10 protein-coding genes are annotated in these 15,410 nt (G+C 71.6%); 4 read left to right on the top strand and 6 right to left on the bottom strand.

Annotated elements, in window-relative coordinates; genetic code table 11:
• Positions 1-128: 128 nt before the first annotated feature.
• From ACQPZG_RS24970 to ACQPZG_RS24945, 6 genes are all read right to left on the bottom strand, one after another.
• Positions 129-1,829: a carbohydrate-binding module family 20 domain-containing protein gene (locus ACQPZG_RS24970; protein WP_433547954.1), complete on the bottom strand. Its 1,701-nt coding sequence runs from the start codon at positions 1,827-1,829 to the stop codon at positions 129-131.
• 227 nt (positions 1,830-2,056) lie between these two features.
• Positions 2,057-3,115: a LacI family DNA-binding transcriptional regulator gene (locus tag ACQPZG_RS24965; protein ID WP_433549538.1), complete on the bottom strand. Its 1,059-nt coding sequence runs from the start codon at positions 3,113-3,115 to the stop codon at positions 2,057-2,059.
• Positions 3,100-4,773 carry a glycoside hydrolase family 13 protein gene (locus tag ACQPZG_RS24960; protein ID WP_433547953.1) on the bottom strand — a complete coding sequence of 558 codons (1,674 nt, stop codon included), beginning with the start codon at positions 4,771-4,773 and terminating at the stop codon, positions 3,100-3,102. Before ACQPZG_RS24960 ends, ACQPZG_RS24965 begins: the two co-directional genes overlap by 16 nt.
• A 65-nt stretch (positions 4,774-4,838) precedes the next feature.
• Positions 4,839-5,741 carry a sugar ABC transporter permease gene (locus ACQPZG_RS24955; protein WP_433547952.1) on the bottom strand — a complete coding sequence of 301 codons (903 nt, stop codon included), beginning with the start codon at positions 5,739-5,741 and terminating at the stop codon, positions 4,839-4,841.
• Positions 5,738-6,769: a carbohydrate ABC transporter permease gene (locus tag ACQPZG_RS24950; protein ID WP_433547951.1), complete on the bottom strand. Its 1,032-nt coding sequence runs from the start codon at positions 6,767-6,769 to the stop codon at positions 5,738-5,740. The genes ACQPZG_RS24955 and ACQPZG_RS24950 overlap by 4 nt, the downstream gene beginning before the upstream one ends.
• 6 nt (positions 6,770-6,775) lie before the next feature.
• The gene (locus tag ACQPZG_RS24945) at positions 6,776-8,047 is read right to left on the bottom strand and encodes an extracellular solute-binding protein (protein ID WP_433547950.1); all 1,272 of its coding nucleotides are present in this window, start codon (positions 8,045-8,047) and stop codon (positions 6,776-6,778) included.
• A 301-nt stretch (positions 8,048-8,348) separates the two neighbouring features.
• Here ACQPZG_RS24945 and ACQPZG_RS24940 point away from each other — a divergent pair, with 301 nt between their 5' ends.
• The 4 genes from ACQPZG_RS24940 to ACQPZG_RS24925 all read left to right on the top strand — a co-directional run bounded on the left by ACQPZG_RS24940 (position 8,349) and on the right by ACQPZG_RS24925 (position 15,356).
• Positions 8,349-9,950 carry a glycoside hydrolase family 13 protein gene (locus tag ACQPZG_RS24940; RefSeq protein WP_433547949.1) on the top strand — a complete coding sequence of 534 codons (1,602 nt, stop codon included), beginning with the start codon at positions 8,349-8,351 and terminating at the stop codon, positions 9,948-9,950.
• Positions 9,951-9,975: 25 nt separating this feature from the next.
• A complete protein-coding gene (locus ACQPZG_RS24935) occupies positions 9,976-10,995 on the top strand; it encodes a LacI family DNA-binding transcriptional regulator (RefSeq protein ID WP_185025958.1) in 1,020 nt (339 codons plus the stop codon).
• Between the two features lie 120 nt (positions 10,996-11,115).
• Positions 11,116-12,018, top strand: coding sequence for a phosphatase PAP2 family protein (locus tag ACQPZG_RS24930; protein WP_433547948.1), 903 nt, complete (start codon positions 11,116-11,118; stop codon positions 12,016-12,018).
• Between the two features lie 347 nt (positions 12,019-12,365).
• On the top strand, positions 12,366-15,356 hold the full coding sequence (locus ACQPZG_RS24925) for a bifunctional [glutamine synthetase] adenylyltransferase/[glutamine synthetase]-adenylyl-L-tyrosine phosphorylase (RefSeq protein WP_433547947.1): 2,991 nt from the start codon (positions 12,366-12,368) through the stop codon (positions 15,354-15,356).
• Positions 15,357-15,410: the final 54 nt, after the last annotated feature.

Raw genomic sequence — 15,410 nt, 5'->3', positions numbered from 1 at the left:
TGGGGTGCACCCCCGCCCGCCTCCCCCCGAGCACTCGGCTCCGCTCGTGCAGGGGCCCGGCGCCCGCGGAGGCGGCCCCACCGCCCCCAGGGGCTACGGGGTGCGAGCGGGGGCCGCCGGATTACTGGCTAGTCGCGCCAGGTGTCCGTGAGGCGGAGGAGACCGGTGGGCGGGACGGTGGCGGTGCGGTTGGCGCCGCTTTCCCAGGTGACGTTCCCGGCGGCGTCCTTCCGCACGTACTTGTACGAGAAGGAGGTGCCCGCCGGCAGGCGTACGTCCAGCTTCCAGACCGGGTACGCGCCCGGGTCCAGCTGGGGCGCGGCGGCCGGGTTCCAGTTGCCGAGGGCGGGCAGGTCGCCCGTGACGTGGATGTTCTGCCCGTACTGGGTGGTGGCCCGCACACCGAAGGACGCGCCGCTCCCCTCCGCGGGCGCCTTGCAGTTCCGTGCCCCCGCGTGCAGGGCGACGGCCGTACCGGGGGCCAGCGTCGCGGTGAAGCGGCCCGAGCCGTCCACGGTGACCGGGCGCCCGCTCTGCACGTCGCAGTAGTCGCCGGGCGCCAGGGAGGTCTGGAAGGTACGAGTGAGCGGGGACCGCTCGTGGTTCAGGGCGACGTAGGCCCGGTCGCCGCGCCCGAAGGCGATCTGGCTGCCTCCGTTGTCCCACCAGCCGGTCACCGGCTGCCCCTTGGCCGCGTTGCGCAGGCCGACCATGGAGGAGATCTCCCGCCACGAGTGCTGGCACTTCCAGCCGTCCGCGCCGCAGGCGTTCACCTGGCCGCCGCCGGGCGGTCCGGCGTTCTTGTCGGTCCACTCGTAGCCGGAGTGGACGTCCGGCGCGCCGTAGGGCCAGGCCAGCATGAAGACGTTGGCGAGCGTGTAGGCGCTGCCCGCCTTGTAGTTGAGGGTGTCGCCGACGCGCTCGGTGTCGTGGTTGTCGACGAAGACCGCCGACCTGCCGGACTCCATGAAGCCCCAGCCGCCGCCGAAGTTCTTGAGGTCGGCGAGCCTGCCGCCGCCGGTGAACACCTGCTTGAGTGCGCGCCCGTACCGGAATTCCTGCACGTCGCCGCTGCCGAGGTACTCGGCCGGTGAGACGGCCTCGCCCTCGCCGTGGATGGCTTCGTGCTTCCAGTGGACGCCCGGGTTGCTCAACTTGCCCTTGATGGCGGCGAGATCGGCGGCGGGCATGTGCTTGGCGGCATCGATGCGGAAGCCGTCGACGCCGAGCGAGAGCAGGTCGTTGAGGAAACCGGCGATCTTCGTGCGGACGTACTCCTCGCCGGTGTCCAGGTCGGCGAGCCCGACGAGTTCGCAGTTCTGCACGTTGGCGCGGTTGCGGTAGTCGGTGACCTCGGCGCGGCAGTCGTCCATGTCCGCACCCGAGTAGAGGCCGGGGTAGTCGTACTTGCGGTACGCGGTGCCGCCCGTGCCGGTGCCGTCACCGGCGGCCATGTGGTTGATGACGGAGTCCACGACCACCTTCACACCCGCCGCGTGGCAGGTGTCGACCATGTTCTTGAAGGCGGCGCGGTCGCCGAGCCGTCCGGCGATCCGGTAGCTGACGGGCTGGTACGAGGTCCACCACTGGCCGCCCTGGATGTGCTCCTGGGGCGGCGAGACCTGGACGAACCCGTACCCGGCGGGGCCGAGGGAGTCGGTGCAGGCGCGGGCGACGGACGAGAACTTCCACTCGAAGAGCACCGCGGTGACGTCCCGGTCACCGGGCGGTGCGGCCTGGGCGGTGGCGGCGGGTGCGACGAGCACCGCGGCGGGTGCGAGCAGGGCGGCGGTTGCCGCGGATATGGCGGACAGCAGTCTGCGGGCCATGGGGATTCCTCCTGCGTGGGCGGCCTGGACGCGGCCTGTGAGGGGGGAGGCGTGCGGCTCCGGGGATAGCGGTCGGCGGCGTGCGCGGTGCGCACGCCGCCGACTGCATGTTCTTGCTGCAAGAAGTCAGCAGCTTCTTGCGGAGGAACGGTACGAGCCGCCCCGGGGGAGGTCAATCCCTTGCGCAGGACGAGAAACACGGGCCGAGGGGAACGCGAACCGGCAGGTCAGGCCCGCGCCGTCGCCGTGGACCCGCGCACCATCAGCTCGGGCTGGAACACGTACTCCGTGCGCTGCACCGGGTTGCCGCCCAGCTCCTCCAGCAGCGCGCCCACCGCGGCCGTCGCCATCGCCTGGACCGGCTGGCGGACGGTGGTGAGGGGAGGGTCGGTGAACGGGATGAGCGGCGAGTCGTCGTAGCCGACCACCGACACGTCCTGCGGGACGCGCAGCCCCCGCTCGCGGGCCGCGCGGACGACGCCGAGCGCCATCATGTCGGACCCGCAGACGATGCCCGTGCACCCCTGGTCCAGCAGCGCGCCCGCGGCGGCCTGGCCGCCCTCGACGCTGAACAGGGTGTGCTGGACGGCGAGTTCGGCGCGGTCGGCCGGAACGTCGAGCACCTCGGCGAGCGCGTCGACGAACCCGTCGCGTTTGCGCCGGGAGGGAACGTAGCGCACCGGGCCGACCGCCAGGCCGATCCTCTCGTGGCCGAGGTCGGCGAGGTGGCCGACGGCCATCCGCACGGCGGCACGGTCGTCCGGGGACACGTAGGGGGCGCTGATCGCCGGATTGTAGCCGTTGATCAGGACGTACGGGATGCCGCGCGCGTCCAGCGCCCAGTAACGGGCGGGGTCGGTGGAGAGGTCGGCGTGCAGCCCGGAGAGGAAGACGATGCCGCCGACGCCGCGTTCCACGAGCTGCTCGACGAGTTCGTCCTCGGTCGCGCCGCCCGGGGTCTGCGTGCACAGGATCGGCGTGTAGCCGCGCCCCGCCAGGGTCTGCTCGATGACCTGGGCGAACGCCGGGAAGATCGGATTGGTCAGCTCGGGGATGACGAGCCCGATCAGTTCCGGGGTGCGCTGCTTGAGGCGTACGGGCCGCTCGTAACCGAGTACGTCGAGGGCCGCCAGGACCCGCTGCCGGGTGCCGTCGGCCACGCCCGCCTTGCCGTTGAGGACGCGGCTGACGGTGGCCTCGCTGACCTCGGCCTGCGCGGCGATGTGGGCGAGCCGGGGAGCGGGCGCGCCGCTCCCCGGCGTCGTCAGCGTCACACGGCCCACCAGACGGTGGTGTCGGCGGGCAGTTCCAGCTCGCCGTCGACGACCACGACGTCACCGCTGGCGAGCAGCAGCCGGCCGGGGGCGGCGAGGCGCACCGGGGTGTCCGAGGCGTTCGCGGTGCAGACGAAGCCCTCGCGGGCGAAGGCCAGCACCCCGGCCGGGGCGTCCGGCAGCCACGTCACGTCCGTGCCCGCGCCGAGGCCCGGGTGGTCGCGGCGCACCGCGAGCGCGGAGCGGTACAGCTCCAGGGTGGAGGCGGGGTCGCCGGTCTGCGCCTCCACGGACAGCTCCGCCCAGGACGCCGGCTGGGGCAGCCAGCTGCCGCCCTCGCCGAAGCCGTACGAGGAGCCGGTGGACGTCCACGGGATCGGCACCCGGCAGCCGTCGCGGAAGCCGTCCTGGCCGGCCGCACGGAAGAAGGACGGGTCCTGGCGCACCTCGTCGGGGAGGTCGGTGACGTCGGGGAGGCCCAGTTCCTCGCCCTGGTAGACGTACGCCGAGCCGGGCAGGGCCAGCATCAGCAGGGTGGCGGCGCGGGCCCGGCGCAGGCCCAGCTCGCGGTCGCCCGCGGTGCGGATCTGGGTGCCGAGTCCGGGCGGGTTGGCGAAGCGGGTGGCGTGCCGGGTCACGTCGTGGTTGGACAGCACCCAGGTGGCGGGGGCGTCGACGGGGCGCATCGCGGCGAGCGAGGTGTCGATGACCTCGCGCAGCGCGTCGGCGTCCCAGTGGGTGCCCAGGTACTGGAAGTTGAACGCCTGGTGGAGTTCGTCGGGGCGCACGTAGTTCGCGGTGCGCTCGACGGTGGGGGTCCACGCCTCGGCGACGCCGATGCGCTCGCCCGGGTACTCGTCGAGGATCTGCCGCCAGGAGCGGTAGATGGCGTGCACCCCGTCCTGGTCGAAGAACGGCATGACGTCGTTGCCGAGCAGCTTGAGCTGGTCGTGCGAGCCGATGTCGGGCAGGCCCGCGGCCTTGACGAGGCCGTGGGCGACGTCGATGCGGAAGCCGTCGACGCCCATGTCGAGCCAGAAGCGCAGGATCGAGCGGAACTCGTCGGCGACGGCAGGGTGCTCCCAGTTGAAGTCGGGCTGCTCGGGGGCGAAGAGGTGCAGGTACCAGTCGCCGGGCGTGCCGTCCGGGTCGGTCGTGCGGGTCCAGGCGGGACCGCCGAACACGGACTCCCAGTCGTTCGGGGGGAGTTCACCGTTCGCCCCCTTGCCGGGACGGAAGTGGTAGCGCTCGCGCAGGGCCGAGCCGGGACCTTCGGCGAGGGCGCGCTTGAACCACTCGTGCTGGTCGGAGGAGTGGTTGGGGACGAGGTCGGTGATGACGCGCAGTCCCAGTGCGTGGGCGTCGCGGATCAGTCCGTCGGCGTCCAGGAGCGTGCCGAACACGGGGTCGATGGCCCGGTAGTCGGAGACGTCGTACCCGGCGTCCGCCTGTGGGGAGGCGTAGAAGGGGCTGAGCCAGACGGCGTCCACGCCCAGGTCCCGGAGGTACGGCAGGCGGCTGCGGATGCCCGCGAGGTCGCCCATGCCGTCGCCGTTGCCGTCGGCGAAGCTGCGCGGGTAGACCTGGTAGATCACCGCGTCGCGCCACCAGTCGGTGGGGGCGGCGGCCGTGGCGGGGGCAGGGGCAGGGGCAGCGAGGTGCTGGGTCATGTCGTCCCTGGGGGTGTGGGGTGGGCGTCCGGGTGCGGACGTGCGTACAGGAGGGGCGGGCCCGGTCAGCCCTTGGTGGCACCCGCCGTCATGCCGGCGACGAGGTGGCGCTGGGCGAAGACGAAGAAGACGCCCGCCGGTATGGCGATCAGTACGGAGGCGGCGGACATCGGGCCCCACTGGCTGCTGTACTGGTTGACGAACTTCTGGAGTCCGCCGGCGAGGGTCATGTTCTCGTCGCCGACCAGGAAGGCGGAGGCGTAGGCGACCTCGCCCCAGGCGGTGATGAAGGAGTAGAAGGCGGTCACCGCGATGCCCGGCTTGGCGAGCGGCAGCACGAGCCGCCAGAACGTGCCGAACGGGTTGAGGCCGTCGACCTGTCCGGACTCGTCGATCTCGCGCGGGATGCCGTCGAAGAAGCCCTTCATCATCCACGCGCAGAACGGCACGGAGATGGTGAGGTACGTGATGACCAGGCCCATCGACTGGTTGAGCAGCCCGACCTTGGCCATGATGTTGTAGATCGGCACGATCAGGACGGCGACCGGGAACATCTGGGTGATCAGCAGCGTCCACATCAGGCCGCGCTTGCCGGGGAACCGGAAGCGGCTGATGGCGTAGCCGGTGGTCGAAGCGAGGAAGACGCCGAGGACGGTGGACAGGCCCGCGATGAGCAGCGAGTTCCAGAACCAGGTGAGGAACGGGGTGTCGTTGAGCAGGTTGGTGTAGTTGCTGAGGGTCGTCTCGCGGACGAAGTCGGTGGTGGTCGCGTACTTGGCCGGCTTGAGCGAGGTCAGCAGGACCCACAGCACCGGGAAGACGGCGACGACCGACGCGACGACGAGGGTGGCGTGCAGGCCGAACGACGCGAGGGGCGAACGGCGTTCGCGGCGCTGGACGTTGGCGCTCTGGCCGGTCACCAGCGTGCCCTTCGCCGGGGCGGTCGTCACCGGGGTGGTGGTGCTCACCAGACTTCTCCCTGCTTGCGGAGGACGCGCCGGTAGAACACGGCGAAGATCAACAGGAGTACGAGGATCAGCACGCCCCACGTGGAGGACTGCGCGAAGTCGCGCGGGCTGATCTCGAAGGAGAACTTGTACGCCTGCGTGACGAGGATCTGGGTGGCGTCGCCGGGCCCGCCGCGGGTGAGCAGGAAGATCACCGGGAACATGTTGAAGGTCCAGATGGTGGAGAGCAGGATCACGGTCGTGCTCACCGGGCGCAGTCCGGGCAGCGTGATGTGCAGGAAGCGCTGCCAGGCGGTCGCGCCGTCCATCTCCGCGGCCTCGTACATCTCCCTCGGGATGGACTGGAGTCCGCCGAGGAGGGCCACCATCATGAACGGGACGCCCAGCCAGACGTTCACGGAGATCACCGCGAACTTCGCCCAGGTCGGGTCGTTCAGCCACGGCACGGCGTCGATGCCGCCGCCCGCGAGGATCTTGTTGAGCAGCCCGTTGTCCGTGTTGTACAGGAAGCGCCAGGCGAAGACGGAGACGAAGCCGGGGATCGCCCAGGGCAGCACCAGCAGTACGCGGTACAGGCCGCGGCCCGCGATCCTGCGGTTCAGCATGTTGGCGAGGCCCATGCCGAGTGCGAAGGTGATCGAGACGCAGGCCACGGTCCACACGACGGTCCAGCCGAGGGTGCCGAGGAACTGGCCGCCGGTGATCGCCTCGACGTAGTTGTCGAGGCCGACGAACTGGTACGTCGCGTCGATCGTGTTGACGCCGATGGTGCGCTCGACGTTGCGTTCGTCGGCGTCGGTGAACGACAGGTAGATGCCCCGCAGCAGCGGGTATCCGATGATGACGCCGATGACGACCACCACGGGGGCGACCATCGTCCAGGCGTACCAGTGCGTCGACAGTGCCCGGCGGAGTCCGCCCGGCCCCTTGCCCGGTGTGTGGTGTCCGGCGTCGCGGCTCGGGCCGCGGGAGACGATGTCGTCTCCCGCGGCCTTCACCAGGGGCCGGCCGGTGTCAGCGGCAGCCATCAGTTGCTACTTCCAACCCTTGAGGAGCTTGCGGTACGACTCGCCGGTGGTCTTCACGCCCGTCTCGGGCGTGGTCTGTCCGGTGAGGACCTTCGTGTACTCGGTGACCAGCGGGGCGAACAGGCTGCCGGTCTCCGGGATCCAGGGGCGCTCGACGGCCTTCTCGACGACCGGCTGGAAGAAGCCGACGATCTCGTTCTTGGCGACGTCCGGCTGCGCGTAGACCGAGGTGCGGGTCGGCAGCAGGTTGAGCTCCTTGGTGACCTGCGCCTGGACCTCGGGCGAGGACATGTACTCGACGAAGGCGTAGGAGGCGTCCAGGTTCTTGGAGCCCGCGTACACGGCGAGGTTGTGGCCGCCCTGCGGGGCGCCCTGTCCGGCGGAGCCCGCCGGGACCGGGGCGATGCCCAGGTTGGACTTGTCCGTGAACTGGCCGCCGGCGTAGGTGTCGGCGATCGCCCACGGGCCGTTGATCATCATGGCGACCTCGCCGGACTTGAACGCCTTCTGCATGTTGTCGAAGCCGTCGGTGGCGTCGGTCTTGGCGGCCCCGGAGGTCACCAGGTCCTTGACGACGTTCATGGCCTTGGCGCCGGCCGCGTTGTCGACGGTGACCGTCTTGCTCTTGGCGTCGACCAGGTCGCCGCCCTCGCCGTAGAGGAAGGAGAGGAACCAGTACGCGTCGTCGCCGCGCAGGTACATGCCGGTCTTGCCGGTCTTCTCCTTGATCTTCTTCGAGACGGTCTTCAGCTCGTCGACCGTCTTGGGGACCTCGACGCCGGCGTCCTTGAACATCTTCTTGTTGTAGAAGATGCCCATCGAGTCGATGACCTGCGGGACGGCGTACGTCTTGTCCTTGTACTTGGTGGACGCCGCGGCCTGCTTGAGGAAGTCGTCCTGGTTCTTCAGGGCGGCGGTGCCGTCCAGCGGGGCCAGGTAGCCGAGGTCGGCGAAGTCCGGGGTCCAGGCGACCTCGGCGCGGATCACGTCGGGGGCGCCGCCCGCCTGAGCGGCGTTCTTGAACTTGTTCTGGGCGTCGCCGAAGGGCACGTTGACGTACTTGACGGTGACCTTCGGGTGCTTCTTCTTGAAGTCCTCGGCGATCTTCTTGAAGACCTTGTCCTCGCTGCCGACCGTGGAGGTGTCCCACCAGGTGACCTCGCCGGCCAGTTCGCCGCCCTTGCCCTTGGTCTGGCCGCCGTCACTGTCGCCGCCACAAGCGGTCGCCGCGAGCGCCAGGGTCGCGACCAGGGCGGTGGCTGCTATGCCACGTCGCATCTGAACTCCTTCAACTGCCGTACCGCTCCGTCGCGGCGCCGGGTCGAGGAGGAACGTAACAAGCCTGAAAGAAGTCCGAAAGAGTTTGCGGGAAATTTCTGCAAGGGGGCTGGATCGTTACATCGGCGTGTCCGGAGGGTTGCCGTCCGAAACGGCACAGCCCAGGTGGGAGACGTCCGAAGGGGTGGACAGGAGGTTCTGCCGCACCGTCCGCAAGAACTTGCAAGCCTTGTTACTTTCCACGGCCCCCGGCGTTGATCACGTCGTTGCCCCCACGAGATCCCGTACGAGAGGGAGCGCCATGACATCCCCCGCCCGCACCCCCGCAGGACCCGGCGCCGCGCGGTGGTGGCGCGACGCCGTGATCTACCAGGTGTACGTCCGTTCCTTCGCCGACGGCGACGGGGACGGCGTCGGAGACCTCCCCGGCATCCGCGCCCGCCTGCCCCACCTGGCGGAGCTGGGCGTGGACGCGGTGTGGCTGACGCCCTTCTACACCTCCCCGCAGGCGGACGGCGGCTACGACGTGGCGGACTACCGGTCGGTGGACCCCCGCTTCGGGACCCTCGCCGACGCCGAGCAACTCATCGCCGCCGCACACCGGTCGGGCATCCGGGTCATCGTCGACGTGGTGCCCAACCACACCTCCGAGCAGCACGAGTGGTTCCGGGCGGCCCTGGCCGGCGGCCCCGAACGGGACCTCTACCACTTCCGGCCCGGCCGCGGGGCCGACGGCCGACTCCCGCCGAACGACTGGGAGTCCGTCTTCGGCGGCCCCGCCTGGTCCCGTACCGCCGACGGTTCCTGGTACCTGCACCTCTTCGCCCCCGAACAGCCCGACCTCAACTGGGAGAACCCGGCCGTGCACGCCGAGTTCGACTCGATCCTGCGCTTCTGGCTGGACCGCGGCGTCGACGGGTTCCGCGTCGACGTGGCGCACGGCATGGTCAAGGCGGCGGGCATGCCGGACATCGGGGCGCGCGAGCAGGCCAGGATGATCGGCTCGCAGGTCCTGCCCTTCTTCGACCAGGACGCGGTGCACCTCATCCACCGCGGGTGGCGACGGCTGCTCGACTCGTACGAGGGGGAACGCATCGGCGTCGCGGAGGCATGGGCCCCGTCCGCCGAGCGGCTCGCCCTGTACGTACGGCCCGACGAGCTGCACCAGGCGTTCAACTTCCAGTTCCTCACGTGCCCCTGGGACGCCGCCGCGATGCGCGCAGTCGTCGACTCCTCACTGCGCGCGACCGGCTCGGTGGGCGCCCCCACCACCTGGGTCCTCTCCAACCACGACGTGGTCCGCCACCGCACCCGGTACGGCGGCGGCGACGGCGCGCGGGGACTGCGGCGGGCCCGCGCCGCCGCCCTGCTGATGCTGGCGCTGCCCGGCTCGGCGTACCTCTACCAGGGCGAGGAGCTGGGCCTGCCCGAGGTCGCCGACCTCCCCGACGAGGTGCGCCAGGACCCGTCCTTCTTCCGCACCGACGGCCAGGACGGACTGCGCGACGGGTGCCGGGTGCCGATCCCCTGGGAGGCCGACGGACCCTCGTACGGCTTCGGCAGCGGGGGCAGCTGGCTGCCGCAGCCCGAACAGTGGAGCCGGCTGAGCGTGGCCGCGCAGCGAGGGACGGCCGGCTCGACGCTGGAGCTGTACCGGCGGGCGCTGGCGCTGCGGCGGGAGCTGCCCGGCCTGGGTGACGGAGAGATGGAGTGGGTGTCCGGCGGGGCGGCGGACGGGCTGCTGGACTTCGTCCGGCCCGGCTTCCGATGCACCCTCAACACGGGCCCTGAGCCCGTCGAACTCTCCTCCCCCGGAAGCCTGTTGCTGGCTTCGGCCGAGGTGGAGGACGACGGCTCGACCGTCGTCCTCGCGGCCGAATCCTGCGCCTGGTGGGAAATCTGACAGGCGCCCGGTAAGGTCCACAGACATGACCGCACGGCTAGCCGACATCGCAGCCCAGGCGGGTGTCAGCGAAGCGACGGTCAGCCGGGTCCTGAACGGCAAGCCGGGTGTTGCCTCGGCCACCCGCGAGTCCGTTCTGGCCGCGCTCGACGTCCTCGGGTACGAGCGCCCCGTCCGGCTGCGCCGGCTCAGCGCGGGCCTCGTCGGGCTCATCACCCCCGAGCTGGAGAACCCGATCTTCCCCGCGCTCGCCCAGGTGATCGGGCAGGCACTGACCCGGCAGGGCTACACCCCGGTACTCGCCACCCAGACCCCCGGCGGCTCCACCGAGGACGAACTGACCGAGATGCTGGTCGCGCGCGGCGTCTCCGGCATCATCTTCGTCTCCGGGCTGCACGCCGACACCACGGCCGACATGCGGCGCTACGAGCAGCTGCGCGCCCTGGGCGTCCCCTTCGTCCTCGTGGACGGCTTCTCGCCGAAGGTGCAGGCTCCCTTCATCTCCCCCGACGACCGGGCGGCGATGCGGCTCGCCGTGACGCATCTGGCCTCCCTCGGCCACACCCGGATCGGGCTGGCGGTGGGTCCGAAGCGGTTCGTGCCCGTCCTGCGCAAGATCGAGGGCTTCCGCAGCAGCGTGCAGGAAAGGCTGGGGCTGTCGGCGGAGGAGGCCGACGACCTGGTCCAGCACTCCCTCTACACGCTGGAGGGCGGCCAGGCCGCCGCCTCGGCGCTCATCGAACGGGGCTGCACGGCGGTCGTCTGCGCCAGCGACATGATGGCTCTCGGCGCGATCCGGGCGGCCAGGCGCCTGGGCCTGGAGGTGCCGCGCGACGTGTCCGTGGTCGGCTTCGACGACTCCCCGCTCATAGCGTTCACCGACCCGCCCCTGACGACGATCAGGAAGCCCGTCACCGCGATGGGGCAGGCGGCCGTACGCGCCCTGCTGGAGGAGGTCGGGGGCACCCCCGCCCCGCACAGCGAGTTCGTGTTCATGCCCGAACTGGTGGTGCGCGGCTCGACCGCCTCCGGTCCCCGCCTCTGAAGTGCGCCTTTCTCAGGGCTCTCCCCCGTAAGGTCGTCGTCCTCAGGTCGGACATCGGGCGGATCAGAACCCACCCGAGGATGATCGAGCTTCCATAACGATCTGGCAGACTTCCGTTTCATGGGTGAAGCGACCACGAGAACCGAGGCAGGCCAGAGGGCCACCATCCCCTCACCCACGGTGAGCGGGGAGGGGGCGTCACCGGCCCGCCGTTCCGTCGGTCGCTCCGTCGGCTCCACGATCGGCGCCGCGCTCACCCGCATCAGGTCGCCGCGCCGTCCGCGCATCTGGTTCGAGATCCTGCTGCTCGTGGTCAGCTACTGGATCTACTCGATGATCCGCAACGCCGTCCCCGAGCAGAAGGCGAAGGCGCTCGCCAACGCCGACTGGATCTGGAAGGTCGAGAAAGACCTCGGGATCGCCGTCGAGAAGACGATCAACCATGCGGTGGACTCCGTCACCTGGCTGGTCGTGTCGATGAACTACTACTACGCGACCCTGCACTTCATCGTGACGATCGGCGTGCTGGTGTGGCTCTACCGCTGGCAGCCGGGCAGGTACGCGGCGGCCCGCACGATCCTCTTCGCGACGACCGGCGTGGCCCTGGTGGGCTACTACCTGTACCCGCTGGCGCCGCCCCGCCTGATGAACGGCGGCGGCTTCATCGACACCGTGCTCGTGCACCACACGTGGGGGTCGATGGCCTCCGGCGACCTCAAGCACATGTCGAACCAGTACGCGGCGATGCCGTCCATGCACATCGGGTGGTCGACGTGGTGCGGGCTGACGATCTTCTTCCTGGCCTCGGTGCCGTGGGTGCGGGTGCTGGGACTGCTCTACCCGACGCTCACGCTCGTCGTGATCGTGGCCACCGCCAACCACTTCTGGCTGGACGCGGTGGGCGGCGTGATGTGCCTGTCCTTCGGGTACGCGGTGGCCTACGCCTGGTACGGGTCCCTGCCCCACCGGCTCCCGAAACTGGTGACCCCCCGCCCCGGCTCCCTCCTCCCCGCCCGCGCCTGACCCCTCCCGGCAGAGCCCCCTGGGACGGCGGGGCCGCTCCACGCCAGCCCCCTCGGGCGGCGGGGCCGCTCGCCGTGAGCCCCCTCGGGCGGCGGGGCCGCCCCCGGGGGCGCGGGGGTTCCTCTCTGCACGAGCGAAGCCGAGTGCTCGGGGGAGGGCGGGCAAGGGGGCGGCCCCCACCGGAGGCGCACCCCCCACCCCACGCCCCCGCCCCCCGTACCCGCGCCCCCCGGGCCCTCGCCCCCACCCCGCCACGCCCACCCGCACCGGCCCCCCACCTCCCCCACCCCCTACGCTCGGAACCCGCACCCTTTCCGCCAGCGCCAGCAAATTGCGGGGAACCAAAGATGACCGTGCCCGGCCGCCGCAGCTCGACCTTCACCCGCCTCATCCGGCACGGCTTCACCGACCCGGCCGCCTCCGAGCGCCTCCTCGACGAGGACGCCCTCGCCTCCGTACGGCACGACCCGGTCCTCCTGGACGCTCTCGGCGCGACCGCCGACCCGGACCTCGCCCTGGGCGGCCTGGTGCGTCTCGCCGAGGCCCAGCCGGACGACGACCAGCGGCAGGAATTCCTCCGCACGCTCGTGTCCGCCAAGCCGCTCCGGGACCGTCTCCTGGGCGTCATGGGCGCGTCCGAGGCCCTCGCCGACCACCTCGCCCGCCACCCGGGCGACTGGCACGCCCTGCTCACGTACGAGGCGGTGGACCTGCACCCCGGCGTGGCGGAGTTCGAGCGCGGGCTCGCCGCAGCGGAGGACCCGGACGCGCTGCGGGTCGCCTACCGCCGCTGCCTGCTGTCGATCGCGGCCCGCGACGTGTGCGGCACGACCGACGTCGCGCAGACCGCCGCCGAGCTGGCCGACCTCGCCACGGCCACCCTGCGCGCCGCGCTCGCCATCGCCCGCCGGGCCGCTCCCGCCGACGCCGCGCAGTGCCGGCTGGCGGTCGTCGCGATGGGCAAGTGCGGCGGCCACGAGCTGAACTACGTCTCGGACGTGGACGTGATCTTCGTCGGGGAGGCCGTCGACGGCGCCGACGAGGACAAGGCGATGCGGGCGGCGACCCGGCTCGCCGCGCACCTCATGCGGATCTGCTCGGAGACGACCGGCGAGGGCGTCATCTGGCCGGTGGACGCCAACCTGCGCCCCGAGGGCCGCAACGGCCCCCTGGTCAGGTCGCTGTCCAGCCACGTCGCGTACTACCAGCGCTGGGCGAAGACCTGGGAGTTCCAGGCCCTGCTGAAGGCCCGCCCGGTGGCCGGGGACCCGGCGCTGGGCGAGGAGTACGTCGCCGCCCTCTCCCCGATGGTGTGGCAGGCCGCCGAGCGCGAGAACTTCGTGCCCGACGTGCAGAAGATGCGTCGGCGGGTCGTCGACAACATTCCGGTGGGCCAGGTGGAGCGCGAGCTGAAGCTGGGGCCCGGCGGGCTGCGGGACGTCGAGTTCGCCGTACAGCTGCTCCAGCTGGTGCACGGCAGGAGCGACGCGTCGCTGCACAGCGGGTCGACGCTGGAGGCGTTGCAGGCGCTCGCCGCCGGGGGGTACGTGGGGCGGGCGGACGCCGCGCAGCTCGACGAGGCGTACCGGTTCCTGCGGCAGATGGAGCACCGCATCCAGCTGTACCGGCTGCGGCGCACCCACCTCGTGCCGGAGGGCGAGGCCGACCTGCGGCGGCTGGGGCGTTCGCTGGGCATGCGGGGCGAGCCGGTCACGCAGCTCCAGCAGGCGTGGCGGCGGCACGCGTCGGTGGTCCGCCGCCTGCACGAGAAGATCTTCTACCGCCCGCTGCTGGACGCGGTGGCCCAGCTCGCCCCCGGCGAGACCAGGTTGAGCCCGCGCGCGGCCGGTCAGCGGCTCGAAGCGCTCGGCTACGCGGACCCGGTGGGGGCGCTGCGTCACCTGGAGGCCCTGTCCTCGGGCGTGACGCGCAAGGCGGCCATCCAACGCACCCTGCTGCCCGTCCTGTTGGGGTGGTTCGCCGACTCCGCCGACCCGGACGCCGGACTGCTGGGTTTCCGCAAGGTGTCGGACGCACTGGGCAAGACCCCCTGGTACCTGCGGCTGTTGCGGGACGAGGGGGCGGCGGCCGAGAACCTGGCCCGGGTGCTGTCGGCGGGGCGGCTCGCCCCGGACCTGCTCCTGCGGGCCCCGGAGGCGGTGGCCATCCTCGGCGACCCCAAGGGCCTCCAGCCGCGCGGGCGCGACCACCTGGAGCAGGAGGTCCTGGCGGCGGTGGGCCGCGCGGACGGCGCCGAGGGCGGGGTGACCGCGGCACGCGGGGTGCGGCGGCGGGAGCTGTTCCGTACGACCGCCGCAGACATCATCGGCTCGTACGGCACGGAGGACAGCCCCGCCGAGTCGGACCCGGGGGCTCTCGTCGACCGGGTCTGCGGGGCGGTGACCGACCTCAACGCGGCGACCCTCGCGGGCGCCCTGCGGGCGGCGGTGCGCGACCAGTGGGGCGACGAGCTGCCGACGCGCTTCGCGGTGATCGGGATGGGCCGCTTCGGCGGTCACGAGCTGGGGTACGGGTCGGACGCCGACGTGCTGTTCGTGCACGAGCCGCGCGAGGGCGTCGACGAGCAGGAGGCCGCGCAGGCCGCCAACAAGGTCGTCACGGAGATGCGGCGGCTGCTGCAACTTCCCACCGCCGACCCGCCGTTGCTGATCGACGCGGATCTGCGGCCGGAGGGCAAGAGCGGGCCGCTGGTGCGGTCCCTGAAGTCCTACGGGGCGTACTACCGGCGGTGGTCCCTGGTGTGGGAGAGCCAGGCACTGCTGCGGGCCGACCCGATGGCCGGCGATCCGGATCTGGGACGGCGCTTCATCGAGCTGGTGGACCCGTTGCGCTACCCGGTGGAGGGGCTGGGCGACGACGCGGTCCGCGAGATCCGCCGTCTCAAGGCCCGGATGGAGTCCGAGCGGATGCCGCGCGGAGCGGACCCGACGCTGCACACGAAGCTCGGGCGGGGCGGGCTGAGCGACGTCGAGTGGACGGTCCAGCTGTTGCAGATGCAGCACGGGTGGGCGGAGCCGGGACTGCGCACCACGCGCACGCGGGCCGCCCTGGCCGCGGCACACGCGGCGGGCCTGATCCCCACCGAGGAGGCCCAGATCCTGGACGAGGCGTGGGTACTGGCGACGCGGGTGCGCAACGGGGTGATGCTCGTACGGGGGCGGGCGGGCGACACGTTCCCGTCGGACGGTCGCGAACTGGCGGCCATGGGAAGGTACTTGGGGTACGACCCGGGGCACGTGGGCGACATGCTGGACGACTACCGTCGGATCACCCGCAGGGCGCGCGCGGTGATGGAGGACCTCTTCTACGGAGCGTAGAGGGCGAGCGGACGGGGCCGGGTGCCTGGTGCTTGGTGCCTGCCCGGCGGGCCC

It is taken from the genome of Streptomyces sp. CA-294286, from assembly GCF_050947155.1.
Classification (GTDB): Bacteria; Actinomycetota; Actinomycetes; order Streptomycetales; family Streptomycetaceae; genus Streptomyces.
This window is presented reverse-complemented; position numbering and strand designations above follow the sequence as displayed.